This window comes from Kandleria sp. (assembly GCF_017934775.1).
Lineage (GTDB): Bacteria > Bacillota_I > Bacilli_A > Erysipelotrichales > Coprobacillaceae > Kandleria > Kandleria vitulina.
Genome location: NZ_JAGBIX010000052.1, coordinates 31,079 through 57,813 on the forward strand (window position 1 = coordinate 31,079; position 26,735 = coordinate 57,813).

24 protein-coding genes and 7 tRNA genes are annotated in these 26,735 nt (G+C 36.3%); 3 read left to right on the forward strand and 28 right to left on the reverse strand.

The features are described 5' to 3' along the window. Positions 1–8 precede the first annotated feature (8 nt). The 12 genes from J6L95_RS05700 to J6L95_RS05755 all read right to left on the reverse strand — a co-directional run bounded on the left by J6L95_RS05700 (position 9) and on the right by J6L95_RS05755 (position 14,426). Entirely contained in the window at positions 9–2,942 is a 2,934-nt protein-coding gene (locus J6L95_RS05700) for an SMC hinge domain-related protein (protein ID WP_029072207.1), read from the reverse strand. A gap of 5 nt (positions 2,943–2,947) precedes the next feature. After that, positions 2,948–3,523 (reverse strand): xanthine phosphoribosyltransferase, encoded by a 576-nt coding sequence (locus J6L95_RS05705; protein WP_287458442.1) that lies wholly within the window; start codon positions 3,521–3,523, stop codon positions 2,948–2,950. Position 3,524: 1 nt separating this feature from the next. Next, positions 3,525–4,910: a sensor histidine kinase gene (locus J6L95_RS05710; protein WP_287458443.1), complete on the reverse strand. Its 1,386-nt coding sequence runs from the start codon at positions 4,908–4,910 to the stop codon at positions 3,525–3,527. Beyond that, on the reverse strand, positions 4,910–5,581 hold the full coding sequence (locus J6L95_RS05715) for a response regulator transcription factor (RefSeq protein ID WP_029070677.1): 672 nt from the start codon (positions 5,579–5,581) through the stop codon (positions 4,910–4,912). Before J6L95_RS05715 ends, J6L95_RS05710 begins: the two co-directional genes overlap by 1 nt. 68 nt (positions 5,582–5,649) lie before the next feature. Beyond that, positions 5,650–6,579 (reverse strand): DHH family phosphoesterase, encoded by a 930-nt coding sequence (locus J6L95_RS05720; RefSeq protein ID WP_287458444.1) that lies wholly within the window; start codon positions 6,577–6,579, stop codon positions 5,650–5,652. A 75-nt stretch (positions 6,580–6,654) separates the two neighbouring features. Beyond that, positions 6,655–7,872, reverse strand: coding sequence for an acetate/propionate family kinase (locus J6L95_RS05725; RefSeq protein WP_287458445.1), 1,218 nt, complete (start codon positions 7,870–7,872; stop codon positions 6,655–6,657). Positions 7,873–8,019: 147 nt separating this feature from the next. After that, positions 8,020–8,397, reverse strand: coding sequence for a hypothetical protein (locus tag J6L95_RS05730; RefSeq protein ID WP_029070680.1), 378 nt, complete (start codon positions 8,395–8,397; stop codon positions 8,020–8,022). A gap of 36 nt (positions 8,398–8,433) precedes the next feature. Next, positions 8,434–9,192 (reverse strand): amino acid ABC transporter ATP-binding protein, encoded by a 759-nt coding sequence (locus J6L95_RS05735; RefSeq protein WP_029070681.1) that lies wholly within the window; start codon positions 9,190–9,192, stop codon positions 8,434–8,436. A gap of 11 nt (positions 9,193–9,203) precedes the next feature. Next, positions 9,204–10,625, reverse strand: a complete 1,422-nt coding sequence (locus J6L95_RS05740) for an ABC transporter permease subunit (protein WP_287458446.1) — start codon at positions 10,623–10,625, stop codon at positions 9,204–9,206. 223 nt (positions 10,626–10,848) lie between these two features. Beyond that, a complete protein-coding gene (locus J6L95_RS05745; protein WP_287458447.1) occupies positions 10,849–11,661 on the reverse strand; it encodes a phage tail tip lysozyme in 813 nt (270 codons plus the stop codon). Between the two features lie 172 nt (positions 11,662–11,833). Next, a complete protein-coding gene (locus J6L95_RS05750; RefSeq protein WP_287458448.1) occupies positions 11,834–13,393 on the reverse strand; it encodes a helicase HerA-like domain-containing protein in 1,560 nt (519 codons plus the stop codon). Between the two features lie 88 nt (positions 13,394–13,481). Continuing rightward, the gene (locus J6L95_RS05755; RefSeq protein ID WP_287458449.1) at positions 13,482–14,426 is read right to left on the reverse strand and encodes an AEC family transporter; all 945 of its coding nucleotides are present in this window, start codon (positions 14,424–14,426) and stop codon (positions 13,482–13,484) included. A 106-nt stretch (positions 14,427–14,532) separates the two neighbouring features. On the opposite strand from J6L95_RS05755, the gene J6L95_RS05760 reads away from it, so the two are divergent. Beyond that, positions 14,533–15,990, forward strand: a complete 1,458-nt coding sequence (locus J6L95_RS05760) for a glycoside hydrolase family 32 protein (RefSeq protein WP_287458450.1) — start codon at positions 14,533–14,535, stop codon at positions 15,988–15,990. A gap of 42 nt (positions 15,991–16,032) precedes the next feature. Here J6L95_RS05760 and J6L95_RS05765 read toward each other — a convergent pair whose 3' ends face one another. The 3 genes from J6L95_RS05765 to J6L95_RS05775 are packed head-to-tail and all read right to left on the reverse strand — an operon-like array spanning position 16,033 to position 19,624. Continuing rightward, entirely contained in the window at positions 16,033–17,421 is a 1,389-nt protein-coding gene (locus J6L95_RS05765; RefSeq protein ID WP_287458451.1) for an MATE family efflux transporter, read from the reverse strand. Positions 17,422–17,472: 51 nt separating this feature from the next. After that, positions 17,473–18,342 carry a carboxylating nicotinate-nucleotide diphosphorylase gene (gene nadC / locus J6L95_RS05770; protein WP_287458452.1) on the reverse strand — a complete coding sequence of 290 codons (870 nt, stop codon included), beginning with the start codon at positions 18,340–18,342 and terminating at the stop codon, positions 17,473–17,475. Further along, complete coding sequence (locus J6L95_RS05775) at positions 18,329–19,624, reverse strand: L-aspartate oxidase (RefSeq protein ID WP_029070688.1); 1,296 nt, start codon at positions 19,622–19,624, stop codon at positions 18,329–18,331. Before J6L95_RS05775 ends, nadC begins: the two co-directional genes overlap by 14 nt. Before the next feature lie 141 nt (positions 19,625–19,765). On the opposite strand from J6L95_RS05775, the gene nadA reads away from it, so the two are divergent. Further along, entirely contained in the window at positions 19,766–20,683 is a 918-nt protein-coding gene (nadA, locus tag J6L95_RS05780) for a quinolinate synthase NadA (RefSeq protein ID WP_029070689.1), read from the forward strand. 38 nt (positions 20,684–20,721) lie between these two features. Here nadA and J6L95_RS05785 read toward each other — a convergent pair whose 3' ends face one another. Beyond that, on the reverse strand, positions 20,722–21,939 hold the full coding sequence (locus J6L95_RS05785) for an NADP-dependent isocitrate dehydrogenase (protein WP_287458453.1): 1,218 nt from the start codon (positions 21,937–21,939) through the stop codon (positions 20,722–20,724). Positions 21,940–22,005: 66 nt separating this feature from the next. Further along, positions 22,006–22,218 carry a hypothetical protein gene (locus tag J6L95_RS05790; protein ID WP_029070691.1) on the reverse strand — a complete coding sequence of 71 codons (213 nt, stop codon included), beginning with the start codon at positions 22,216–22,218 and terminating at the stop codon, positions 22,006–22,008. Positions 22,219–22,385: 167 nt separating this feature from the next. Here J6L95_RS05790 and ald point away from each other — a divergent pair, with 167 nt between their 5' ends. Beyond that, positions 22,386–23,501 carry an alanine dehydrogenase gene (ald, locus tag J6L95_RS05795; protein WP_287458454.1) on the forward strand — a complete coding sequence of 372 codons (1,116 nt, stop codon included), beginning with the start codon at positions 22,386–22,388 and terminating at the stop codon, positions 23,499–23,501. A gap of 26 nt (positions 23,502–23,527) precedes the next feature. On the opposite strand, the gene J6L95_RS05800 is transcribed toward ald, so the two are convergent. The 11 genes from J6L95_RS05800 to J6L95_RS05850 all read right to left on the reverse strand — a co-directional run bounded on the left by J6L95_RS05800 (position 23,528) and on the right by J6L95_RS05850 (position 26,689). Beyond that, positions 23,528–24,067 carry a hemerythrin domain-containing protein gene (locus J6L95_RS05800; protein WP_287458455.1) on the reverse strand — a complete coding sequence of 180 codons (540 nt, stop codon included), beginning with the start codon at positions 24,065–24,067 and terminating at the stop codon, positions 23,528–23,530. Beyond that, the gene (locus J6L95_RS05805; RefSeq protein WP_287458456.1) at positions 24,064–24,438 is read right to left on the reverse strand and encodes a DUF488 domain-containing protein; all 375 of its coding nucleotides are present in this window, start codon (positions 24,436–24,438) and stop codon (positions 24,064–24,066) included. Before J6L95_RS05805 ends, J6L95_RS05800 begins: the two co-directional genes overlap by 4 nt. A gap of 75 nt (positions 24,439–24,513) precedes the next feature. Continuing rightward, positions 24,514–25,335: a GNAT family N-acetyltransferase gene (locus tag J6L95_RS05810; protein WP_287458457.1), complete on the reverse strand. Its 822-nt coding sequence runs from the start codon at positions 25,333–25,335 to the stop codon at positions 24,514–24,516. Between the two features lie 187 nt (positions 25,336–25,522). Further along, complete coding sequence (locus tag J6L95_RS05815; protein ID WP_287458458.1) at positions 25,523–25,999, reverse strand: pyridoxamine 5'-phosphate oxidase family protein; 477 nt, start codon at positions 25,997–25,999, stop codon at positions 25,523–25,525. A 66-nt stretch (positions 26,000–26,065) separates the two neighbouring features. Then, a tRNA-Gln gene (locus tag J6L95_RS05820) sits at positions 26,066–26,141 on the reverse strand. A gap of 33 nt (positions 26,142–26,174) precedes the next feature. Beyond that, positions 26,175–26,250: transfer RNA gene (locus J6L95_RS05825), tRNA-Gln, on the reverse strand. Positions 26,251–26,256: 6 nt separating this feature from the next. Continuing rightward, a tRNA-Leu gene (locus J6L95_RS05830) sits at positions 26,257–26,345 on the reverse strand. A 4-nt stretch (positions 26,346–26,349) separates the two neighbouring features. Further along, a tRNA-Glu gene (locus J6L95_RS05835) sits at positions 26,350–26,425 on the reverse strand. Between the two features lie 6 nt (positions 26,426–26,431). Further along, positions 26,432–26,507 (reverse strand) — tRNA-Ala (locus tag J6L95_RS05840). A 6-nt stretch (positions 26,508–26,513) separates the two neighbouring features. Then, a tRNA-Pro gene (locus J6L95_RS05845) sits at positions 26,514–26,590 on the reverse strand. Positions 26,591–26,596: 6 nt separating this feature from the next. Beyond that, a tRNA-Ser gene (locus J6L95_RS05850) sits at positions 26,597–26,689 on the reverse strand. Positions 26,690–26,735 lie beyond the last annotated feature (46 nt).

The following is a 26,735-nucleotide window of genomic DNA, read 5'->3' on the forward strand; positions in this document are numbered from 1 at the left end:
TTCCTCCTTTATCCATTTGTGCCTACAGCCTCTTTCAATTGTACGCTCACTAGCTTAGTAACGCCTTTTTGCTGCATGGTCGCACCATATAACAGATCACATTCCGCCATAGTCCCCTCTCTATGCGTAACAACCACAAACTGTGTCTTATCAGAGAACTGTCTTAAATACTTTGCAAATCTTTCTACATTGGCAATATCCAAGGCAGCTTCTACTTCATCAAGAATACAGAGCGGTACAGGTCGTACACTAATAATCGCAAATAGACAACTTAAGGCAATCAAAGCATTCTCCCCTCCGGAGAAAGAATGAAGCTTTGCGGATTTGCCCGGTGGCTGCGCTTCTATTTCAATACCCGTCTCAAGAATATTGGATGGATCACTGTAATGTAATGACGCATGTCCCCCGCCGAACAAATATCTAAACACCTCATTGAATTGTACATTAATTGCTTCAAAAGTGGAAGTAAACTTTTCAATCATGATATGATCCATATCATCAATAGCCTTCAACAGGCTATCTTGAGCCTTGATTAATTCAAGTCGATTATTGTTTAATTCCTCATAACGTGAAGATACTTCATTGTATTGTTCAATAGCTTCCACATTGACGTTTCCTAATGAGGCAATACGCTGACGAAGATCACGTACACGATCTTTGGCACTATCAATTTCTAGATCTTCTCTTGAAATAGATTGTGCATGTTCATAAGTCATCTTGTATTCATCATTAAGTCTCATGAGATAGTTTTCAATCTCTGATTCAAGCTTTGTTTTCTTGATTTTCTGATTTGTAAGTTCATGTTCAAGATCCTTAAGCTCACTTCTTAACTGCTTTAACAATGAATCAATCGCTTCTTTATCATTGACATAACCCATACGAATTTCACGCTTTGTCGCAATGTCTTCTTTGAGTTTATCACGTAATCTTTTGGCTTCATTTAATTCATCAATCAATTTAGAAGACGTTGATCCTGAAGACAGGTCTTCAAGTTCCACTGACTCATGTGTCAATGCTTCATATTCACTTTTTCTAAGTCCCAATTCATTTTTCTTGTTTGTCGCCACAAGTTCCAATTTTGCATAGGACATCTGCTTTTGCATGAGAGCCTGACTTAACTCTCTGCCAAGATCTTCACTTTCATGCAAGAGAATTCGTTTTTCATTAAGTGAATGTTCTTCATTTTTGATCTTCTCTTCAATTTTCTCTAATTCTCTTTTCGCTATAAAAGGAGAATGTGCTTTATGCAATGATCCACCTGTCAATGAACCACCGACATTGATGACATCACCTTCACAAGTAACCACCTTATAGCGATGATGAATATCTTTCGCAATCATCGTTGCATGATCCAATGAATCTGCCACAATGATATGTCCTAATTGATTCAAGATCACATTTTCAATATCACTTGGATAATTTACAAAATCACTCATGACACCTAAGTATCCCGGCATCGCTTCAACGACCATTTTATGATCCCTTAAGCTTCTAGGTTTCATTGTTTTCTTAGGCATAAATGTTGCTCTACCAGCCTTATTGTGACGAAGGAAACTGATAGCCTTTTTCGCATCATCTTCTTCATCGGTAATAATAAACTGATGTGCCCCACCAAGCGAAACACTTAAAGCTGTCTCATACCCCGGTTCACTTTCACAAAGATCACCAATGGTTCCTCTAATTCCAGATAGCGAAGCTTTCGCTTTTAAAATGGCACGAACACCCTGACTATATCGTGAATGATTTTCTATTTCATCCTTAAGTCTTTCTCTTGTCGCACGAGATTGATGTAAAGCAATATTCATATCTTCAATGCTTTTTCTAAGCTGATCTTTCTTTTTCCCATTATCAGCCTGTCTTTTTGTCAATGCATCCTTTTCTTCCTTTAACACGTTTAAACGTGCTACACGGTCATTATATTCACTAATGACATCCTGAAGGATGGCTTTTAGACTGTCTATCTTTTCTTCTAGATGCTTCTGGTTATCACTTTCCAATAAATGTTTTCTATTGGCATCAATTTCTACTTTCTGTGTCTCTAGATTTGTCACATTGTTCATAGCTACAAGAAGCTTTCCTTGTAACGTATTGATCTCTTGATCTAAAGCATACATCTTTTTAGAAATCTCTTCACTTTGATGATCTCTAACAACCATGCCACTTTCTTTTGTTGCTTGCATCTGTGTTAATTCATCAAGTGATGCATTGAGTTTCTTTAAAGTAAAAGAATGGTCTTTGATCATCTTGACAAGAACGGATACTTCAATATCCTGAAGTTCTTCTTTAAAAGATAAATAACGTTCAGCCTTTTCTTTTTGTCTTCTTAAAGGGCCAATCTGTTTTTCTAGCTCATTGACGATATCCTCTGCTCTTTCTAGATTATGAGTCGTACGTTCTAGCTTATTTACAGATTCTCTCTTTCTTTTCTTATATTTTGCTACACCGGCAGCCTCTTCAAAAAGAACACGTCTTTCTTCTGGCTTAGATGAAACAAAAGCACTGATGCTATTTTGGGAAATGATTGATAATGAACCTTTACCTAAACCAGAGTCCATAATCAAGTCAGTAATATCCTTTAATCGACATGGCTGGCGATTGATAAAATATTCTGCCTCTTTATCAATACGATACAATCGTCTTGTGATTTCTACCTCGTTAGCATCATATTCAAGATGATGATCTTCATTATCAAAAACCAAAGTCACTTCCGCAAGATTTTGCGGTTTACGATCCTCGGATCCTGAAAAGATCACATCCGTCATAGCGTCACCACGCATTGCTTTAGCAGACTTCTCACCAAGAACCCAGCGAATGGCATCTGTAATATTCGATTTTCCACATCCGTTTGGACCAACAATGCCATTGATGCCCTGCTTGAACTCAATCACACTCTTATCCGCAAACGATTTGAACCCTTGGAGCTCTACTCTTTTTAAATACATGTGCGCTATCCTTTCTTAAATTTAACAATGCCCTCTTCAACACTTTCAATACGTGCGAGAGCTTCAATACGATAACCTTTCTCTTCAAATGGCTTTCTGCCATTCATAAATGCTTTTTCAATAACGATTCCTGCACCTACGCATGTTCCACCAGCTTTTTCCACTAGTGAAATCATCCCCTTAAGGGCGGCACCGTTGGCTAGGAAATCATCAATAAGAAGAATACGTTCTCCCTTTTTAATATAGCGTCCATCTAGACAAGCTATATAGTCCTTGTTTTTAGTAAAAGAGTGTACTTTTTCCTCTAGCATATTCTTGCTAGTAATAGCACTCTTTTCTTTTTTTATATAGACTACAGGCACATCATCAAAATATAGTGAAACAATTGCAGCAACCGCGATACCGCTTGTTTCCATAGTTACTATCTTATCAATAGAAACATCATGAAAATGCTCTTTAAAGGCTTCACCAATCTTCTTTAATAGCTTTATATTAATCTGATGATTTAAGAAATGATCCACTTTTACAATATCAGGAGCAATCACTTCTCCCTTTTGAATATATTCTTCTAATTCTTTCATCTTAATCCTTTCTATTAACAATGAGCTTATTGACATAACTCTTTGTAGAAAGAGGCATCTTTATAGTAAAGACTGAACCTACATCCTCTTCGGAAGTTACATCAATCTTAAAGCCATGCAAAGCAATAATTCTTGAAACAATTGATAAGCCAAGTCCATTTCCTTCAACAGCTCTTGATTTATCATCTCTATAAAAACGTTCAAAGATATGAGAAATCGTCTCTTCTGACATACCAATACCAGTATCATGAATCAATACGCTGATATCTTTTCCCCATCTTTTTACTTCCACAGTGACAACACCGTGTTCTTCTGTATATTTAATTGCATTATTAATAAGATTGATCCATACCTGTTCCATACGTGATTCATCTGCTTCAATAAAGATTTCACCTTTAGGTTTAATAAATTCAATCTCAATATCCTTAGATAATGCGGAATAATCCTGAGTTTCAATGACTCTATTTAACTGATCAATCAAGGAATATTCATGTATATCAAGCTTTGTGTCTTCTCCTTCAAGAAGTGTCAGCTGCAGCATATTCTTTGATAAAGTAGAAAGACGCTGCGAATTGCTTGAAATAATGGATGCATATTTCTTTCTTTGATCATCAGGAAGATTTTCCGATTTCAAAATATTCGCAAATCCTGAAATAGCAGTTAATGGTGTCTGGAACTCATGAGAGACATCACTAATAAATTGTTGCCTTGTCTCTTCCTGTTTTGCAAGCTGAATAGCCATCTGGTTAAAGGCATTATAAAGCTTGCTGATCTCATCTTCTCCAGCATAGTTGACTCTGACTCTATAGTTCCCCTTTATAAGCTCATTAGTAGCCTTAGTTAAATTGGAAATAGGTTTCACAATAAAGTCTGAGATAATCAAGAAAACAACACTGCCGACAAGTAGAAGAATGAGTCCTGAAACAATATAGGATGTCACAAAAGTAGACTTCTCTAACGTATTGTCTCTTTGTACACTGATAACATAGCGTATTCCTTCTATTTCATATGTCTTTGCATAAGCGACAAGAGAAGAAGTATTTGTGGTCTTCTTCCCATTAATAACCGAAAGCATCGCTTTCTTTTCTGCTTCACTAAATCGTGATTTTTTATTCATATGACCATAGGTCTTATCGATATTTTCATTGTAGATATTAAATGACATTTCAGAGGATTGAGAGTAGTCACTTAATACACTCTTTTGATCATTAGGACCAACAAGTTCAATAAGATCCGCAATATGCTTGCTGGCACGTTCCAATTCAGAGTAAGCAATCTGATTGGTATTATCATCCGTTCTTCTTATCGCAAAGAATCCTGCTAATAAGAATGAAACAAGAATGGTCATAAAAAATGCAAAATAGAGTCTTCCATAAATGGATTTCATTATTCTACCTCAAGCTTGTATCCTAATCCTCTGACTGTGACAACCTTGAATCCTGGAAGATCTCTAAGATTTTCTCTAATTCGTTTTATATGTACATCTACAGTACGATCAAATCCTTCATAATCCATTCCCCAGATTTTTTCAATCAGCTGTTCTCTTGTAAAAATCTGGTTAGGGTTCTTCGCAAGTTCAAAAACAAGTTCAAATTGTTTTAATGGCAGATGCAGCGCTTCATCTTGATATCTGATTTCATACTTATCACCATCAAAAACAACATCACCAATTGTGACAATATTGCTTGTATTGATACTATAGCGTTTTAAGATTACACGTACACGCGCTAAAAGCTCTTCAGGATCAAATGGCTTTGTGACATAATCATCAATGCCAAGATTAAATCCTCTGAGTTTATCTTTTGTCTGTGATTTTGCGGTTAACATAATGACCGGAATATCCTTATACTGTCTCATCTCTTCAACAAGTTCAAAGCCATCCATACCTGGCATCATGACATCCACAAGTGCTAAATCAACATATTGGTTTTCAATAATTTCAATAGCTTTTTCTCCATTAGCTGCTTCAATACATTCAAAACCAGCTTTATCTAAATAAAAGCGAACAAGCTCTCTAATGCTTGCTTCATCATCTACAATCATAATTTTGGATTTCACTGCATTCACCACCCATTCTAGTGTATTATACCATAATCACTATTTTTTGCCTATGACAAATCCCGGTTTTAACAACCACATTCCTGCGCTTTTTTCAGTGCTTTTATAAGTTCAGGAAGCTCATCAAACGATGAGAGCTTAGCCCCGCTTGCCAACGCATGACCGCCCCCGTTAAACTGTGCTGCCACCTCATTGATTGCAGTCTTTCTAGAACGAATGCTGACGCGGATATTATTGTCTTTTGTATTTTCAGTAATAGCCATCCAGATATCAAACTCCTTGATATTAGAGAGCGTATTAACATAATTAGAACCTTCTTCTCGAGAGATTTCTAATTCTTTTAGATCTTCATCTTTAAGAACATAATAAGCAATACGTCCCTCTTTTACATAATGATTCAAGATAAATCTTGTCACATTAAGATCCTTTTCTTCACGAAGATACATATCCTGATAAATAGCTTCAATATCAATACCGCTTTCTAGTAGATAGCTAGCTGCTTCAAAAGTCTTAACACCGGTATTTCTATAAAGGAATCGGTTAGAATCACCGATGATACCAATATATAAAGCACGTGAAGCTTCCTTATTAAGCGTAAAGCCTTCTTCTTTAAAAAGAAGAGAGACAATCTGTGCACATGAGGATGCGGATACATCTTCAATATTAATGTCTCCATATGAATCTACTACAATATGATGATCAATCTTAATGACATATTCACATAAAGAAAGATCTCCATCAACACGTTCCTTGTTGGCAGTATCTAATACAATACCAAGACTCTTTTCATCTCTTATTTCTTCTCTTTCTTCATTGATGAACATTGGTGCAAGCGTACTTGTAAATTCGCCCATCAAGACGACATGCTTGCTTGGAAAATGTTCCTTAATAAAATGATAGAAACCAAGCTGGCTTCCAAATGCATCCATATCTGGATTGACATGTCTATAAAGAAGGATCTGAGAGTAATCCTGTATTTTTTTAATTATTTTATCCATAAACTAACCTCCACTAGCATATTATCATACCTACCATAAAAAAACAAAAAGAGCTAACGCTTACGCGTTAAGCTCTTATAGATTCAATAATCTAACTGTATCTCTGGCAATCATCACTTCTTCGTTTGTAGGAATTACATAAACATCTACCTGAGAATACTGATTTGAAATCAATCTGTTGCCGCTCTTTCTTTCTACATTGGCTTTTTCATCTAGGAATACCCCTAATGCTCTTGAGCAGTTATCGATGATCAAACGTCTTAAATAAGCCGCATTTTCACCTACACCGGCAGTAAATGCGATTGCATCAAGACCGCCCATTTCTACAAAGTATTCACCAATATACTTAGAAACAATACGAGCATAAAGCAGTGAAGTAAACAATGCACGTTCAGATTGTTCCTTAGTAGCCTTACCATCCTTGTTGAACAATGCATTTTCAATATCACGGGAATCTGAAGAAATTCCAGATACGCCCTTCATACCTGATTCATTATTATAGATATGCAAGATTTCACTTGGTGTTTTATTAAGCTTCTTGCATAAATATGGCATGATTGATGGATCAACATCACCACATCTTGCCCCCATCATTACACCGGCAAGTGGTGTGAATCCCATGGATGTATCAATGCAGACACCATCCTGGACTGCAGAAAGCGATGCACCATTTCCTAAATGGCAGACAATCACACGTGAATGACGTGGATTACCCATTAATTCATTGACCTGTTCTGAAACATAACGGTGACTTGTTCCATGAGCACCATATTTTCTTACTTTATACTTTGTATAGAATTCATAAGGTAGTGGATAAAGGAAACGTTCCTCATCCATTGTCTGGTGGAATGATGTATCAAAAACAAAAACATGTCCCACATTTGGCAATGCTTCCCTAAAAGCACGATAACCAATGAGATGTGCAGGATTATGGAGAGGTGCTAATTCTGATAATTCTTCTACTTTTGCAACGACATCTTCGTCTACAACAGCGCTATCCTTGAAGTAAGGACCACCCTGTACTACACGATGTCCAACAGCATCAATATCAGTAAGCTTTTCTACAATTTTTTCTTCTACAAGTGCCTTCAATAACATTTCAACAGCCACGCTGTGATCTGGGATAGGCTTTTCTACAACTTTCTTTTCGCCATTATACTTGATAGAAAAAATTCCTTCTTCCAATCCAATTCTTTCCAATACACCTGAACAGATAACAGTCTCTTCAGGCATTTCAAATAACTGAAATTTTAATGATGAACTACCGGCATTAACAGCCATAACTTTTGACATATTAAACCCCCCTGTCTGTATCAATTATATATGGGTTTGAAAAATTTCACAAGCTAAATTGTTAGCACTTACATAGCGTATGTTAAAAATTGTACAAATAATCATGATGTTTTTAAATAAAAATATTCACAAACAAAAAGAGAAGAGTTACCTCTTCTCTGTAAATTTCACATCAGTTTCTTGTGAAAATTCCTTTTTATCAACTTTCACATAGAGCCTTGTCTCTTCACTATTTCTTAAAACCATGCGATTATCATCTATCGATTCAATCTCAAAGCTTTCCTCTTTACCCGTATCATAATTCAATTTCAATTGTGTACCCGTACGTTCATAAGAGCCACTGACGCCCTTCTTTTGTCTTTCATCAATTGTGACAGTCGTCATAGTACGAGATGTTCCAAACATCACATACTGACTTTCAGTTGTACTTATTCGTCGATACCAATATCCTCTTAAATACGAAGACGTGTTATCAATGCATCCTGTTAACAGGAGCAAAAGTAAGAGCAAGACTTTCAATTTCATATTAATCACCAATAAAATTGTATCATAACTGATTGATTATGCAAGTTCATGATGCTTACCAAGGAACGCTCTTGTACGTTCATTTTCTGAAGCAAACATCTGATCAGGTGTTGTTTCTTCTACAATAACCCCCTGATCCATAAAGATCATACGTGTAGAAACATCATGAGCAAAGCTCATTTCATGAGTAACGATGACCATTGTCATCTTCTCATCAGCAAGTTCCTTGATAACCTTCAAGATTTCCTGTGTCAATTCTGGATCTAATGCACTTGTAGGTTCATCAAAGAATAAGATACGTGGCTTCATTGCCAATGCTCTCGCAATAGAAACACGCTGTTTTTGACCACCTGATAATTCAGAAGGATAAGCTTTCTCTTTATCTTCAAGTCCCATCTTCTTTAAAAGCGCTCTTGCTTCCTTGTAGACTTCTTCCTTGTCTCTCTTCTGAATACGAATTGGGGCATCTACAATGTTTTTCATCACATTAAAGTGTGGAAACAAATTATAGTTCTGAAAAACCAGTCCAAAGCAATGCATCGCTTCTTTTTGTAGCTGTTTCTTATAGATGGCATGTCCACCAACAGACTCTACGACCTGTTTATCAAGATAAGATAATTCTCCATCATCCATTGTTTCTAAGAAGGTAGCAATTCTTAACAATGTCGACTTTCCGCTTCCAGAAGGTCCAATGATTGAGACAACATCCCCTTCTTCTACAGAGAAACTGATATCCTTTAAGACATCATTGTCGCCAAAGTGTTTCTTAATATGTTTCATATCCAAGATTTTCATACAGTTTCCCCCTAATCATAATAGTCCATTAACTTTTCACAGTGTTCCATAAGAACTGCGACAATAAAGTTAAATACATAATAGAAAATAGCTGCAGCAACAAATGGCATCATGCTCTTCTGATTAGCAGCAATAACCTTAGCCTGTGAGAACATTTCTACATAGGCGATTGCAAATGCTAAAGAAGTGTCTTTAACTAGCGTAATGACTTCATTTGTGATGGATGGAAGAATTCTCTTAATGACCTGAGGTAAAATAATAACAAAGAATGTCTGGAAACTGCTGTATCCAAGCAGCTGTGCTGCTTCATATTGACCTTTTTCCATTGAGGCAATACCACTTCTAAAAATCTCTCCAAAGTATGCAGCATAATTAATGACAAAGGCAAAAATAACTGCAAATCCTCGCGCTGGTGATGGCATATTAAACAGGTAGAATGGTCCAAAGTATACAACAAACATCTGTAGCATCAGCGGTGTACCACGCATGATGGAAATATAGAACTTAGTGATATTTTGAATCACCTTATTCTTAGACATTCTTGCCAATGCAACAAATAATCCTAGTGGCAATGAGAAAAGCAAGGTTAAGAAGAAGATCTTTAATGACTTCATCATCCCATCAAGAAGCTGATACATGATCTGTGGCAATGTCATTTTCTTTGTTGTGACATCAGAACCAAACCACTTATCAGATATCTTATTGAAAGTACCATCCTTCTTCATGGCATCCACAGTCTTTTGAATTTCATCTCTTAATTTCGTATTGCCTTTCTTAAAGCCAATACCGTACTGTTCTTTTGAGATATTCTCATTAACAATTGTTAATGTATCCTTCTCCTTGATCATATATCTTGCGACATAATAATCCATTGCAACAGCATCAACACTTCCCTGTTCTAACTCCAATAACGCTGTCTGATAAGAACCAATCTTGATCATGGACTTAAAGCTCTTAGCTAATTCACGATGCTCTTCAGATTCCAAGGCTGCTTCTGCACTTGAATCCTTCTGTACTTCTACAATCTTGTTCTTAAGATCATCATGTGATTTAATCTTATCGCTTTTTCTTACGACAAAGACCTGTGAGTTATTAAGATAAGGTTTCGTCCACGTGTACTTATCTTCTCGTCCGTTGATTGTAAAGGCATTCCAGATACAATCAATATGGCCACTATCAAGTTCCATATCCTTAGAATCCCAATCGATTGGCTGAAGCTTAAGCTTATAGCCTAAACGCTTTGCAGCTTCTCTTGCTAAATCGATATCGAAGCCTACAAAGTTCTTATCGTTATCCACAAAACCGAATGGAGGACACTCCTGATCAAAACCGACAGTGAGCACTTTTTCTTTTGCATGCGTATCAACACTAAACATTGATAAGCATGTAAAAGAAAGCATAATCATAACAAATAGTTTTAATACTTTTTTCATATTAACCCCCTTAACTATAAGGAGAAGAATATCACAAACCCCATTTAAAGTAAATGTTTCCAGAGAAAACAAAAAACACTCCAGCGGAGTGCTTTTTGTTTCACATCATTTTGGGAAATTTAATTGTAACAATCGGTCCGTTATATGATTTTGTTTTTGGGAAGGGTATATAACAAACCTCTTAGCTACAAGATTATTATAATAGGCTTTCCTTAAATTAAACTTAAACTTTTTTAGCATAATCTAATGAAACGTATCTTGATTTTTTCTTATAAGTGATTTTTCCCCACTTCTTAGATTTCACTGATTTTACTGTGACATTAGCGCCTTTTTTTAGTACACCTACAGATTTAGAACTTGTAGTCGCACTTGTTCTAACCTTTAATTTAGATGTTGTCTTATAACGTCCTGTTGTATATGTCTTAAGCTTTGAAACAGTTGTAGTGACTGTTTTCTTAACAGTAGACTTTGTTTTTTTAGAACTTTTTGTTGCAGATGATGATGAAGTTGTTGTTGTAAAGTTCTTCGCAAATAATTCTTTGGCTTTATTTCCACGCTTAACTGGATTAGTTGTCTGATCCAATGGTCTTTCAAACTTTAAGCAGAACATATAGCCAACATTATAAGCTTCATCAGCTGTGTTTTTAGTATAAGGTACAATTGATTTATTATATGCGTTTTTTTCATTGCCTCTAAGTTCTGTAAATAGATAAGAAATCTGATTATAAATTGAAGCACGCTGTGCTTCTGTCTTATAAGTGTCCTGGAATACTTTTAATCTATCGCCCTGCCACTGGCATAGACCATAACTTATATTCTTGTACCAAGCATTTGGGTTATAGCTTGATTCATATTCAATGTTAGCTAAGATTCCACATGCCTGTGCTTTTGTTAGTCCACGCGCTACAAGCTGCGAATAGATTTCATTTCTGTTACGCTCTGTTGTTGTAATCGCAGATGCGCTTGTGTGAAATAAGCTAACGCTTAGCGCCAATAGAAGCGCAAAGGCTACAATCACTCTTGATATTTTTTTCATTCAAATCCCTCATTTCAATTTATATGTTAAAACTACATTTTCATCATAAATTGTGGTTTGTACATAGTCAATCGTTCATTTAGGATTTAAGCTACAACTTAAATTTTCTTAAGTTTTATTTATAGTTCACCGAATTTTCGGTTTTAAAAAAGGATAACTTACTCGTTATCCTTTACTTTTTAAAGAGTGTTCCAAGAATACTGCGGCCTAGCTGGGCGCCGAGGTTCCCGCCTAGGCGCTGGCCAAATTTTCCAAATTTGCCTCCAGCAGCCTTACCTGCCTCTCTGCCGAGTGTCCCTAAAAGCGTACTGCCGACTGATTGTACGGCACGCTTTTTCGCACGATCTTCTTTTTCTTTTTCTTTTAATGCTTCTTTCTCTTTTTTCATTGCTTCTTTTTCTGCAGCCTGATTAGCTTTTTCCTGCTCTTTTTTAGCTTGTTCTTCTAAGCCCATACGAGACAGGAATTCATATGCGGAATCGGGATCATAGCTTTTCGCGTATTTACTATAAAGAAGCGATGAATTGATGAGTTGTGTACGTTTTTCTTCACTAATGGCTCCAAAGCTACATCTTGGTGGTAGAATAGATACTTTCTGAGCCATTTCTGGGATTCCTTTTTCATCTAGGAATGAAACAAGGGCTTCCCCTGTTCCTAGATTCAAGATTGTATCATAAGAATTGAATGCAGGATTTTCTCTGAATGATTCAGCAGCAGCTTTCACTGATTTCTGATCAGCTGGTGTATAAGCTCTTAATCCATGCTGAATCTTATTGCCGAGCTGAGCAAGTACACCATCTGGAATATCACGTGGATTTTGTGTACAGAAGTAGATGCCCACTCCTTTTGATCGAATGAGTTTGACAACCTGTTCAATTTTTTCAAGCAGAGCCTTTGATGTCCCTTTGAATAAAAGATGTGCTTCATCAAAGAAGAAGACCATCTTTGGCTTATCCATATCCCCTACTTCAGGAAGTGTTTCAAACAATTCTGATAAAAGCCAAAGCAGGAATGTAGAATAAAGCTTTCCATTATTGATAAGACTCTCACTATCAAGAATATGAATCATGCCCTTTCCACCTTCACCAAGTGTCAAGAAGTCCGCAATAGAAAGTGCTGTTTCACCAAAGAACTGATCTCCGCCCTGTGTTTCCAATGCTACGATAGCTCTTGTAATAACACCGATTGTTGCACTTGAAATCTTGCCATAATTTGCTTCAAAAGACTTGCTGTTATCATTGATGTAACTTAACAAGGCCTTAAGATCTTTTGTATCGACAAGCAAGAGATTGTGATCATCTGCAATCTTGAATGCTACAGAAAGCACATCACTTTGCAGTTCATTTAATTCCAGCACTCTCGCCAGCAACAATGCACCCATTTCAGAAATAGTTGTTCTTAATGGGATACCAGTTTTACCAAAGAGATCCCATAAAGTAACAGGATAACCAGAAAAAGAGAAGCCTGCTTCATCAAGCTTAAAGCGTGCGATACGCTTATCCATATCTTCGCTTCCGCTTCCTGGTTCACTAAGACCAGCAACATCGCCTTTGACATCAGCCATGAAAACTGGTACGCCCATATCACTAAATGATTCTGCGAGCACTTTTAATGTGACAGTCTTACCTGTACCAGTTGCACCAGCAATCAGACCATGACGATTGGCCATCTTAGGTAAAAGATAAACGGGTGTATCTGCATTACCCACCCAGATTTTATGATCAATAAGCATATAATATGTCCTCCTATATATCTACACCTATTCTATCATGTCATAACTTTATTTTAAAAAGAAATCAAAAAGACAGGAAAAACCTGTCTTAGATCAATGCGAAATAGCGCAATATGAATATCCAGAATGTTAATGTGAAAGCACTAAGTAAAGTTGTTAACACAACCGTGTTGCTTGAAAGTGTTCCTTCGTGGTTCATGTTCTTTGCCATAACATAAGAAGAAACAGTTGTAGCTGAACCTAACATGATACAGATGGCTAATAGCTGTTCATTTCTAAATCCCCACATAATTGCAAAAGGAAGGAACAGACATTCTAGTCCTATTAGCTTAATAAATGAAGCAATGATGCTGTTCTTAAGCTGACCTTTAACTTTAGTAGGATCAATGGTAGCACCCATTGCCATTAAACCTAATGGTGTAGATAAGTTACCAATATGCTTTAAGGTCTTCACCATAATGGTAGGCTGAGGTATTTTTAACAATGACCAGATAAAGCCAGCTGCAATACCAATGATGATAGGATTACGGGCGATTCCTTTTAATGAATCCTTAAATAAAGATTGCGTATGTTTTTCATAAAGTGGATTAGTGGCAGATAGAACAACAACTGCCATAACATTGTAAAGCGGTACAGCACCCAATATCATCAGTGGTGCCATATGGGCATTGTTATAGACATTTTGGATATAGGCTATTCCAAGTAATGCCGCAGAGCTTCGATAGGAAGCCTGAATAAATTCTCCTCTTGCATGAAAGCTGTCCAATCTTGTAGAAATAACAACACATATCCCAATTGAAAGCAATGTAGCAAGAAAACAGAAGCTAATAAAAATAGGATCCCATGATGAATAAAAGTCAGTAGAAGAAAGCTGATTAAACAGCAACATCGGTAAAGGTAGACGGAAGACAAAGCGATTGAGCTTTGCGGCAAAATCATCATCGATCCAATTGGTTTTATGAAGACAGTACCCTAATACCATCAATAAAAAAACGGGCATTGTCGCATTTAAACTAAAAGCAAGTTCAGACATATTATCCCCCCATTGTCTCCATTTTACACCTTTTTAATATTCTATCCAGTAAAATATTGCATTTAAAGGAAAGCTCTATCATAATAAATGGAAAGGAGTCTTGGTTATGAAAGAATGGACAAAAGAAGAACGTTATAGAGTACTTAAAAACAGAGAAGAAATTGTAGATTTACATGAACGCATTAAGCAGTCTCAATATCGACAATCTTATCATATTCAGCCTATAACCGGTTTGCTGAATGATCCAAATGGATTTGTTTTTCATAAGGATAAATGGCATCTTTTTTATCAATGGTGTCCTTGGGGTGCAGTACATGGACTAAAGTACTGGTATCATACTGAATCAAGCGATCTTGTTCATTGGGATAATAAAGGTATCTGTATTCATCCTGATCAGGATTTTGACAACAAGGGAGCCTACTCTGGTTCAGCGCTTGTGACTAATCATTCTATTTATCTTTACTATACTGGTAATCATCGTGATGAAGACTGGAAGAGATCTTCCTATACCTGTCTTGTCAACATGAGAGATGATGGTACAAGTCATAAATATTCAAAACCACTTTTTGGGCCTCATCCTTCTTACACTGAACATCAGAGGGATCCTAAGATTATTTATCGTAAAAAAGAAAAGATGTATTATCTTCTAATCGGTGCACAGACAGCTGATAAAAAAGGCTGTGTCATTGTCTATAAGTCACCTTATCACAATAAGGAATGGACTTTTGCTGGACAGCTTAATGTACCTGGATTTGAAGATTTTGGAGACATGTGGGAATGTCCTTCTATCGAACATATCGATGATTGTGATATTCTGATTTTCTGTCCTCAACATCTTTCTATTCCTTCTAGGGGAAGCAATATACATCATAATGGCTATATCATTGGACATATGGACTATGATACACTTACTTTTACACCTGATGGTCAGTTCCATGTTCTAGACTTTGGATTTGATTCTTATGCAGCTGAATGTGCCGCTAATATAAATGATCAAAAGAAAGCAATTCTCGTTGCTTGGATGGGACTTCCTGATGCTTCATATCCTACTGATGAAGAAGAATGGTCAGGATGCCTCACTTTACCTAGAGAATTGACTGTAAGAAAAAGAAGATTGATTCAAAGACCACTTAAACAGCTTGAAACATTAAGAGATAAAAAGGTTGATCCATTTAATCGTGAATTACCTAAATGTTGTGAGATTGATTTAAGACTACATGGAAATATTGATTTCAACTTGTTTACAAAACAAGATGGCAGTGGTGGATTGATGATTCATTATGATGAATCACAAAAACACATCTACATTGATCGTTCAGGTATGACCAATAGATTCAATAAGGAATTAGGTGAAAGTCAGACTCGTATTCTTGATCATCCATTAAATCATTTACAGATTTACATTGATGCAAGTTCTATTGAAATCTTTGTAAATGATGGTGATGCAGTCTTTACATCTAGAGTATTCCCTACTAAAGAAGAACATTTCTTCTCTATTATTGGTGAAGGAACAATGCAGATTTATACATTAAAGTCTTCTAATGGTAATCAGTTTATTGTTTAACAGGAACATTTGTTCCTGTTTTTTTATTAAAAAAAGCATTCCCTATGAGGAATGCTTATAATCATCATCCATTTTTACATGCATGTTTTTCTTTGGAAGTTCTCTAAAGAATCTCACTAGGAATGGTATACATGTTAATGTTGTTAAGATATCTGCTACCATCTGTGCTGATTGAATTCCTAAGATTCCCAACAAACGAGAAAGAATAAATAAGATAGGAATATAATAAATACCTGATCTTAATGCTGCGAGGAATGAAGCGATGGCACTTTCACCAATGCTTTGGAACATCATATTAGAAACAACAGATAATGGTGATGCAATCAAAGCGATACAGTGAAAACGTAAAGCGTTTTTACCAATCGCAAGAACACGTGGGTCATTTCTAAATAATAAAATAAGTGGTGCTGGATTAATAAATGCGATAATCGCAAAAATACCAAGCACAGTTTCACCTAGTACCCATGTCACTAAGAAACCTTCTCTAATACGCTTATATTTTTTAGCACCATAATTGAATGCCGCTACTGGCTGATAGGCCTGCCCGATTCCAACCATCGTTGATGCAAAGAACATTACAATTCTTCCAACAATGGTCATCCCGGCGATAGCTGCATCACCATAAGGTTTAGCGATAATATTAAGTGACATTGTAGATAGAGAATTCAACATCTGACGAATAAGACTTGGTGTTCCATTTTGCATGATACGTGTTAATTCTTCACCAAATCCTTTGGCTTTCTTTAATGAAATGCTTGTCATTGTCTTTTTTGAAATAAACATGTAAAGAAGAATGCCAAAGCTAATATATTGTGATAACGCAGTTGAAAGCCCTGCTCCATGAATGCCCATCTTAAGTACAAACATGAAAATAGGATCTCCAATCATGTTTAATACGCCACCGGAGACAAGACCAACCATCGCTAGTGATGCTTTTCCTTCATAACGCATAATATTATTAAGCACACAGCTTGCAGAAAGTGCTGGTCCACTTAAAAGAATATAGAATCCATAGATTCTTGCATAAGGAAGAATTGTTTTTGTACTTCCTAGAAATACCATCAATGGTGAAATCATCATCATTGCCAATATCGTAATGATACTGCTAGCCACAATAGATGCAAGAAAGCCTGTCGATGCATAGACATCCGCAATCTCTTTTTTTCCCTTTCCCAAAAGAACGCTGATTCGTGATCCACTTCCATGACCACACATAAATCCAACAGCCTGAAACACAGCCTGAATACTCATAAGAATACCGATAGCTGCTGCCGCACTTGTTCCAAGCATTCCAACAAAGTATGCATCTACTAGATTGTAGATCATCCCTATCATCATACTAATAACAGTAGGAATAGCTAATACTGGAATAATTTTAGTAATAGGTGTTCTAATCAGCTGATCATATTGTTTACGTTCTTTCGCATCCATATAATCACCTCTTTTTTGCACACCTATTATAAAACCAAAAAAAAAGAAAAATCAATACTGATTCTTCTTTATAGGATGTAAATTCTTTAATGAAAGATCAAGAATAGGAGCACTGTGTGTCAATGCACCACTTGAAATATAATCTACTTTTAAGTCTTTAATAGATTCAATAGATTCTTTTGTCACATTTCCCGAAATTTCTACTTCAGCTTTTCCATCAATAATAGAAAGAGCTTTTTTCATTTCATCGTGGTTCATATTATCAAGCATAATAATATCTGCACCTGCTTCAACAGCCTCCTTGACCATTTCACAGTTTTCAGTCTCCACTTCAATTTTTCTAACAAATGGTGCATAGCTTTTAGCAAGCTTAATAGCTTCTTTAACTCCACCTGCAGCACCAATATGATTATCCTTCAGCATAACACCATCTGAAAGATTATAGCGATGATTACGTCCCCCTCCGACTTTCACAGCATATTTCTCAAAAATTCTATTGTTAGGTGTTGTCTTTCTTGTATCAAGAAGTGAAATAGATGTTCCTTCAAGAAGCTTTACCATCTGATGAGTATAAGTTGCAACACCACTCATTCTCTGAAGATAATTCAAGGCTACTCGTTCACCACTTAATAATGTACGAATATCACCGACAACCTTACCTAAGTGATCTCCTTTTTTGACTTCATCTCCATCTTTAACTTGAAGTGAAACTTCACACTTATCATCAAGAAGCAAAAAGACTCTTTCAAATACCTGTAAACCACAAATGATGCCAGCTTCTTTAGCAATCAAATCTACTTCACCTAAACAATGTTCCTTAATGACACTGTTAGTAGATACATCTTCACTTGTAATATCTTCCTGTAAGGCCATTATGATATAACGGTCTACATTAAGTCTCATGGTATTATGATCGAACATTCTTTTCACCTGCTTTCTTCATTTCTGACATAATTAATTCTTTATTTTCTTTTTCAAGTTTATCAAGATCATCATACTGATCTAATTTACATTCATTAACAAAACCTTCATCTTCATTATGTTCTCTTTGATCAAAATCAAGAGCCGCTCTCTTTGCAAACACTAGACTTTCCAATAATGAATTGCTGGCAAGTCTATTTTTTCCATGAACACCATTGCATGCTGTTTCACCAATAGCGTAAAGCTGATTCATTGAAGTATGGCTCGTATAATCTACCCAAATACCACCCATATAATAATGCTGAGCTGGTACTACTGGAATTGGCTGCTTGAAAACATCATATCCCTGTTCTTTACAATATTCTACGATATGAGGGAAATGTACTCTTACTTCTTCTTCCGGAATTGTTCTTAAATCTTCCCAGACGAAAGGTGTATGATCCTTTTTCATCTGCATCTTGATTGCTTCACTTAATTTATCTCTTGGCAATAGCTCATTTACAAAACGATTACCATGCTTATCATAAAGCTTAGCACCTTCTCCTCTTACTGATTCAGAAATCAAGAATGAACGCACATCCTTCTTGTCACTATAGAATGTTGTTGGATGAATCTGTACATAGTTGATATCCTTCATCTTGACACCATGTCTTAAAGCGATAGCGACCCCATCCCCTTTAAGATGTCTGTAGTTAGTAGAATGACGGTATAATCCGCCCACCCCACCAGTTGCTAAATAAACGCACTGAGCTGAGATTTTATCTAAAGAATGATCTTCTTTTAAAATAACGCCACCATAACATGTATTATCTTTTACTAGTAAATCAATAAGTGCAGTATTTTCTAGTATTGTCACATTAGGTAAAGTCTTAACTTTCTCATAAAGATGAGAAGTAATTTCTTCACCAGTGATATCCTGATGAAAGAGAATACGCTTATTAGAATGTGCTCCTTCTTTAGTGAAATCAAGTTCACCATTTTGATCTCTATGGAATCTTACACCATAGGAAATAAGATCTCGAATAACTTCCTGTGAAGAACGGATCATGATATCGACAGAGGTCTTATCATTTTCATAATGTCCTGCTTTAAGGGTATCTTCAAAATAAGAATCATAGTCATCATCATTCTTTAGCATGCAGATGCCACCCTGTGCTAAATATGAATCGCTATCCTCAACTGTTTTCTTTGTAATTATAGTAATTTTTTTATCTGCTGGAAGATGTATAGCTGCATATAAACCTGCACAGCCACTTCCTACAATAAGTATATCTGTCTTCATTTATATATCCTTCTTTCAAAATCGAAGTGATTATAACATGAAGAAAGCTCATATGACAAGTGCTGTATCAATATATGTGTCTTGACACCCTCTTTTTGTCTTATTATAATAATCAAAACAACATAAAAAAGGGAATGAAAAATGAATACTAGAGAACTACAAGATGAAATTATTAAATTAAAGAAGGAAAAAGATGTCTGCATCTTAGCTCATGCTTATCAGAGTCCTGATATTATTGATGTAGCTGATTTTACCGGTGATTCTTATGCTTTAAGTAAGCTTGCTGCAACAGCTCCTCAGAAGACTATCATCATGTGTGGAGTAAGATTCATGGCTGATACTGTCAAGATTCTTTCTCCTGAAAAGAAAGTCTTTATTGCTAATGAAGATGCGCTTTGTCCAATGGCTGATCAGTTAAATATTGAAGATTTACGTTATTTGAAAAAAGCTCATCCAGATCATATTGTATGTGCCTACATCAATACAACAACTGCTATTAAGACAGAAGTTGATCTTGTTGTCACATCATCAAGTGCTAAGAAGATTCTAGAAAACACTGAAGAAAAGAATATATTATTTGTGCCAGATCAAAATCTTGGTACATGGCTTAAAAAACAGCTTCCTCAAAAAAACATGGTTGTTTATCCTGGCGGTTGTCCGACACATATGCGCTTAAGAAAAGAACATATCTTAAGAATGAAAGAAAAGCATCCTAATGCTAAGGTATTAGTACATCCTGAATGTCTTCAGGAAGTTTCAAAGATTGCTGATTATGTAGGAAGTACAACTGGCATCATGAACTATGCTAAAGAAAGTAATGATACTGAATTTATTATTGGTACAGAAAACAGTATTGTGACACATCTTCAGATGGCTTGTCCTGACAAGATGTTCTACACTGTATCTAAGCATTGTATCTGTCATAATATGAAAGCTACTACTTTAACTGATGTCTATAATACATTAAGAGGTAGAGGCGGAAAAGAAATCCTTCTTGATGAAGAAACAATCAAGAAAGCAAGAAAACCTATCGATGAAATGATCAAGCGTGGCGGGTAACGCTTGATCTTTTTTTATACAAAAAGGAATCATGATAATCATGATTCCAATAATGTTTCAAGTCGACTACGAATAGCACGAAGGAATTCTTCTGAATTCACTTCAGTTACTTCAATGTTTTCAGCAAGTCTAGTTAAGTCTTTTGTCATTACTCCACTATTAAGTGTATCTAAACATGCTTGTTCTAATGTATTTGCAAAATGGATCAATTCATCCAATCCATCTTTTTCTCCTCTTTTACGTAAAGCTCCGCTCCATGCAAAGATTGTAGCCATTGGGTTAGTGGATGTTTTTTCTCCTTCAAGATAACGATAATAATGTCTTGTAACTGTACCATGAGCAGCTTCATATTCATAATTGCCTTCAGGTGAAACAAGAACACTTGTCATCATTGCTAATGAGCCAAATGCTGTTGAAACCATATCACTCATAACATCTCCATCGTAGTTCTTGCAGGCCCAAATAAAGCCACCTTCACTTCTGATGACTCTTGCTACAATATCATCAATAAGTGAATAGAAATAAGTAATACCAGCTTTTTCAAACTGTTCTTTGTATTCATTATCATAGACTTCCTGGAAGATATCTTTAAAACGGTGATCATATGTCTTAGAAATAGTATCCTTAGCACCAAACCATAAGTCCTGTTTAGCATCTAATGCATAAGCAAAACAGCTTCTTGCAAAAGAATAGATACTATCTTCCTTATTGAACTGTCCCTGAAGGACACCAGCACCTTCAAAAGTAAAGATTTCTTTTGAAATTGTTTCTCCCTTTTCATCAGTAAAAGAAAGTTTAGCAACACCTGCACCAGGTACTTTGATTTCTGTTGCCTTATAGATATCACCAAAAGCATGTCTGGCAATAGTAATTGGTTTTTTCCAGTTCTTTACTACAGGGCTAATTGGATCAATCATGATTGGTGTACGGAACACTGTTCCATCTAGAATTGCTCTGATTGTTCCATTTGGTGATTTCCACATCTTATGAAGATTGTACTCATCCATACGCTGGGCATTAGGCGTAATTGTTGCACATTTTACTGAAACACCATATTTCTTGTTAGCCAATGCTGCCTGTACTGTTACTTCATCATTAGTTTCATCACGGTGTTTTAATCCTAAATCATAATATTCACTTTTAAGTTCTACGAATGGAAGAATTAATTCATCCTTAATCATCTTCCAAAGAACTCTTGTCATTTCATCGCCATCCATCTCAACGATTGGCGTTGTCATTTGTATCTTTTTCATCATAGTCAACTCCTTTATGACCATCATTATACATGAGCAAAGCCAACGATTCAATAACTTTGTATACAATTATTCAATTATATACTTTTTGCTTGCTTTCCCTTCTCTTGTCTTATATTTCATTTCCTTATAGGCAATCTGACGAGGTTTTGAATATTCTTTCAAGGAGTAAAGAAGTTCAATGAAGGCATAAGCAATCATGATCAAGAAGACTGCAATAAGAATTGTCGCAATAATAAATACAATAAAGAATTGTTTTGTAAGATATAAATCATGTGTCATTTTTACTCACCTCTTGTCATCATTATAGCTATTTTCTTCTTGTTTCTTCTTTCTAATCTCCCATTATAAGACCAATATATTGGTTTTATAATTTTTCTGGAATGTTTCGAATTTCTTTTCTTATACTTAAAGAAATTTTATAATAAAAGAAGAACGGAGGTTATGAAATGATAATAGGTTGTGTAAAAGAAATTAAAAATAATGAATTTCGTGTTGGCATGACGCCTGATAATGTACGTGAATATGTAAATGCAGGACACAGTGTCCTTATTGAAACAAATGCTGGTATCGGTTCTGGCTTCTTGGATGAGGAATATGTGGAAGCTGGAGCTACTATCATTGATTCTGCTAAGGAAGTCTGGGATCAGGTTGATATGATGGTCAAGGTGAAAGAGCCTCTTCCTGAAGAATATCCACTATTCCACGAAGGATTGATTCTTTATACATACTTGCATTTAGCAGCTGATAAAGAACAGATGGATGCTTTATTGGAAAATAAGATTAAAGCTGTGGCCTACGAAACATTGACTGAAAAAGATGGTTCTTTACCACTTCTAACTCCAATGAGCCAGATTGCTGGTCGTTTAAGCATCCAGGAAGGTGCAAAATATCTAGAAAAGAAATTCGGGGGCGAAGGCATTCTTCTTGCCGGTGTACCAGGTACACATAAGGCAAATGTTGTCATCCTCGGCGGCGGCACAGTTGGCTATAATGCCTGCCGTATTGCGGTAGGAATCGGTGCCAATGTAACAATTCTTGATATTAATCTTAAAAGACTTGAGGAACTTGATTTGTTATTCGGTTCTTCTATTCAGACACTCTACTCTAATGATACTAATATTGAAAAGGCAGTTAAGAATGCGGATCTTGTCATTGGGGCTGTACTTATTCCAGGAAAGTCTACACCTAAACTATTAAAGAAATCTTATTTGAAATCAATGAAGAATGGCGCAGTCTATGTAGATGTAGCCATCGATCAAGGTGGATGTGCAGAAAGCGCAAGAGTCACAACTCACGATGATCCAATCTATGTAGAAGAGGGTGTCGTACACTACTGTGTAGGCAATATGCCAGGTTCTGTTCCTCGTACGTCTACCATCGCACTTACTCACGCGACAACACATTACGGATTGATAATCGCCAATAAAGGCTTAGAAGACGCATGTCGCACAAGCGATGTAATCGCTAGCGGCGTCAATACTTACGATGGTCAATTAACATGCAAAAATGTAGCAGATAGTTTTGAAGGCTATAGCTACACTGACATTAAAACACTTCTATAATATTAAAAGGCTGTTTTCACAGCCTTTTAATATGCCTTTTCAATATGATGAAGCACTTCCACAAAATGATCAGCTCTCTCTTTATTCAAAGATTCCCACTCTAATGATAATGCATCAACTCTTTGCTTAGCATTATCTGATAATGCATTTTCCGCAAACTGATAAAGACATTCATCTTCTTTTTCTGTATGTTCCTTTAACACTTCACAATAGGCTTTCATCTCAAATGATAATCGTTCAAGATATCTTTCATCTTTATGCTCTTCATAGTCATTAACAAGTGCCGCCATGTTTCTTACATGTTCTCTCCCATTATCATGTTCTACAAGCATGACATGATTGATCATACCTTCAAATAGTTCATAATCACATTTTAACATTTCAGGAAACAATATTTTTTCTTCTTTCATATGATGATGTTCATCAGCGTACCCATGACAGAATTCTACAATATCTTTCATATCTTCACTTTGATAAAGTGACATGTCATTGGCAATCTTTTTCATCTTAACAAGCATCCTTCTGATATTACGATGCTCTTCCATCATTATTTCTACTGCTTTCATTCTCTACTCTCCCTATGTGTCTCAATCCACTCTTTTAATATCATCGCATGATTACAAGTGGGACTTTTTGCACCATAAAGCAATGTGACATTCTCTTCTTTTAACAATGTCTCAATGTGTTCAATAAACCATATGACATGAATATTATCCTTTAATTCCATTTCATAAGCCTGCTTAAATCCTGCAAATAACTTTGGATCATGAGAAAACCATTTCCTAAGTGCTGGTGAGGGTGTGACATCCTTATTCCATTCATCCAGATGCGCTTTCTCTTTGCTTATCCCTCTTGGCCACAAACGATCAATAAGAATACGATATCCATCTCTTTCATCATAAGGTTCATAGACTCTCTTTATTTTTAAGTCATGCATTCTTCCCACCTCGATGAAGAAGTATACATCACTTCCCTAATAAATAATGTTCTTCAGCCAACAAAAAAGGGTGAATTATTTCACCCTGAACCAGTATTCATATAAATATTTAAAACCGATGCTTTCATAAAGACTTTTAGCAGGTGTATTTCCTTTTACACATTGAAGATACGCATGCTTACAGCCTTTCTTTTCTGCTTCAGTCAAGATTGTAGAAACGATAGCTCTAGCGATACCTTTACGACGATATTCCTGATTCACATAGATCGCATAAATACCAACATGATCACGATCAAGAATGCCTAATCCACTACCAATCATCTCACCATCATCCCATACACTTGCGACAATGACTTCCTTCAATATTGCCTGATACATTGATGGAACTATTCTTTGTAAAGTAGGATTGGTCGTTCCATTAAGCATCAATACACCTTTTACCCAATCATCGGTTACACGATCTTTTAAATGTATCACATTGCCATTTTCATAGCCTACAATGGAAGGCAATCCTGAATTTCTGCCATAGTATTCTTTTTCGACATGGGTTGGCCTCAAAGGTTTAAAATCATGAAAATCCATCACCATATTTTCAGTAATATGTTCTTTTTTATATCCTCTTTCTTTTAGAAGACGATCAAATGATGGATCAATAAGTGGACTGATCTTAAAGATTGTTGGTGAATGAAGATGATGATAGACTTCTTCACAATAAGCAATCTTCTCATCAAGAGGAATATGTGATTCTCCTACCTGATGAACAGAATTGGTACGATGTGTATAATTATGAGAAAAACGCAGTAACCACCCATCATATAATTCCATCTTATGTGATGGCCAGGCATTTAGAGACATTTCCTCAATTGAATTTATATATCTAATGTTTGTACTTTCCATAATTTTATCCCCCAAATTATATAATATACTAACATTAGATATAAAATATGTAAACAAAAAGGACATCGGTGAACCAGTCCAATGTCCTCATTCCGCACCCATGATATTACTCATGGATTAAGAGTTAGTTAGGGCGGGTATCCCTAACCATCCCTATCATAACACAGTTTTCTTATTTTACAATAAACTATGATTCATTAACGATTTTACCTGACAAATGATCAATATGAACCGCAAATAGTCTAACACTTTTCTTAAATTGAGCTATTTCTTTTTTAATATAATCTTCATCATCAGTAAATTTTCTTGTTAAGTGAGTTAATACAGAAACAATGGTATCATCGTCTTCCACAAATTCCACATGTCCAAAGCAGACAACACTCTTAATATTCAGTGCCCATTCTCCTTCGTTGTGATAGCCTTCATCATAGACGCAATAGGAAACTTTAGGATGACGGGTCATGGCATCTATTTTATGTCCTGTCTTAGCACAGTGGAAATAAAGGGAATGTGTTTTTTCATCATAATAATGATCTAAAGGAATACCGTAAGGATAGTCATCATCACCAAGCACGCTTAATACACCCCTTGGCTGAGTAATTAGAATATGAATACATTCTTCATAAGATAAAGCTTGTTTTTTTCTTCTCATTTCTCTAAACATAGAATTCTCCTTTTTCCTATCATAACACAAAAAAAGAACTGCTATACAGTTCTTAGAATCAAAATATGGCTGGGGTAGCTGGATTCGAACCAGCGGAATGACGGATTCAGAGTCCGTTGCCTTACCACTTGGCTATACCCCAATGTATATATTTGATTGTCAGCCACCAAAATAATGGCTGGGGTAGCTGGATTCGAACCAGCGGAATGACGGATTCAGAGTCCGTTGCCTTACCACTTGGCTATACCCCAACAAGATGGTGCCTCGGGCCGGAGTCGAACCGGCACGGAGTTTGAAGTCCGCGGGATTTTAAGTCCCGTGCGTCTACCAATTTCGCCACCGAGGCATTATGGTGACGGATACGGGATTCGAACCCGTGAATGCATGCGTGAAAGGCATGTGAGTTAACCGTTTCTCCAATCCGCCACAATATGGTGGAGCTTAGCGGGATCGAACCGCTGACCTCCTGCGTGCAAAGCAGGCGCTCTCCCAGCTGAGCTAAAGCCCCAATAAATGGTCGGGAAGACAGGATTTGAACCTGCGACCCCCTGGTCCCAAACCAGGTGCACTACCAAGCTGTGCTACTTCCCGAAATAATGGCGCAGGTTGAGGGATTCGAACCCCCGCGGGACTTTCATCCCCTGTCGGTTTTCAAGACCGATCCCTTCAGCCGGACTTGGGTAAACCTGCGCGTAAGTAAATGGTGGTTCCGGCCGGAATCGAACCAGCGACACGA

Excerpts from the sequence above, each read along its gene's own strand:
- J6L95_RS05700 (WP_029072207.1), bottom strand. The coding sequence starts at position 2,942 with ATGTATTTAAAAAGAGTAGAGCTCCAAGGGTTCAAATCGTTTGCGGAT.
- J6L95_RS05705 (WP_287458442.1), bottom strand. The coding sequence starts at position 3,523 with ATGAAAGAATTAGAAGAATATATTCAAAAGGGAGAAGTGATTGCTCCT.
- J6L95_RS05710 (WP_287458443.1), bottom strand. The coding sequence starts at position 4,910 with ATGAAATCCATTTATGGAAGACTCTATTTTGCATTTTTTATGACCATT.
- J6L95_RS05720 (WP_287458444.1), bottom strand. The coding sequence starts at position 6,579 with ATGGATAAAATAATTAAAAAAATACAGGATTACTCTCAGATCCTTCTT.
- J6L95_RS05725 (WP_287458445.1), bottom strand. The coding sequence starts at position 7,872 with ATGTCAAAAGTTATGGCTGTTAATGCCGGTAGTTCATCATTAAAATTT.
- J6L95_RS05730 (WP_029070680.1), bottom strand. The coding sequence starts at position 8,397 with ATGAAATTGAAAGTCTTGCTCTTACTTTTGCTCCTGTTAACAGGATGC.
- J6L95_RS05735 (WP_029070681.1), bottom strand. The coding sequence starts at position 9,192 with ATGAAAATCTTGGATATGAAACATATTAAGAAACACTTTGGCGACAAT.
- J6L95_RS05740 (WP_287458446.1), bottom strand. The coding sequence starts at position 10,625 with ATGAAAAAAGTATTAAAACTATTTGTTATGATTATGCTTTCTTTTACA.
- J6L95_RS05745 (WP_287458447.1), bottom strand. The coding sequence starts at position 11,661 with ATGAAAAAAATATCAAGAGTGATTGTAGCCTTTGCGCTTCTATTGGCG.
- J6L95_RS05750 (WP_287458448.1), bottom strand. The coding sequence starts at position 13,393 with ATGCTTATTGATCATAAAATCTGGGTGGGTAATGCAGATACACCCGTT.
- J6L95_RS05755 (WP_287458449.1), bottom strand. The coding sequence starts at position 14,426 with ATGTCTGAACTTGCTTTTAGTTTAAATGCGACAATGCCCGTTTTTTTA.
- J6L95_RS05760 (WP_287458450.1), top strand. The coding sequence starts at position 14,533 with ATGAAAGAATGGACAAAAGAAGAACGTTATAGAGTACTTAAAAACAGA.
- J6L95_RS05765 (WP_287458451.1), bottom strand. The coding sequence starts at position 17,421 with ATGGATGCGAAAGAACGTAAACAATATGATCAGCTGATTAGAACACCT.
- nadC (WP_287458452.1), bottom strand. The coding sequence starts at position 18,342 with ATGTTCGATCATAATACCATGAGACTTAATGTAGACCGTTATATCATA.
- J6L95_RS05775 (WP_029070688.1), bottom strand. The coding sequence starts at position 19,624 with ATGAAGACAGATATACTTATTGTAGGAAGTGGCTGTGCAGGTTTATAT.
- nadA (WP_029070689.1), top strand. The coding sequence starts at position 19,766 with ATGAATACTAGAGAACTACAAGATGAAATTATTAAATTAAAGAAGGAA.
- J6L95_RS05785 (WP_287458453.1), bottom strand. The coding sequence starts at position 21,939 with ATGATGAAAAAGATACAAATGACAACGCCAATCGTTGAGATGGATGGC.
- J6L95_RS05790 (WP_029070691.1), bottom strand. The coding sequence starts at position 22,218 with ATGACACATGATTTATATCTTACAAAACAATTCTTTATTGTATTTATT.
- ald (WP_287458454.1), top strand. The coding sequence starts at position 22,386 with ATGATAATAGGTTGTGTAAAAGAAATTAAAAATAATGAATTTCGTGTT.
- J6L95_RS05800 (WP_287458455.1), bottom strand. The coding sequence starts at position 24,067 with ATGAAAGCAGTAGAAATAATGATGGAAGAGCATCGTAATATCAGAAGG.
- J6L95_RS05805 (WP_287458456.1), bottom strand. The coding sequence starts at position 24,438 with ATGCATGACTTAAAAATAAAGAGAGTCTATGAACCTTATGATGAAAGA.
- J6L95_RS05810 (WP_287458457.1), bottom strand. The coding sequence starts at position 25,335 with ATGGAAAGTACAAACATTAGATATATAAATTCAATTGAGGAAATGTCT.
- J6L95_RS05815 (WP_287458458.1), bottom strand. The coding sequence starts at position 25,999 with ATGTTTAGAGAAATGAGAAGAAAAAAACAAGCTTTATCTTATGAAGAA.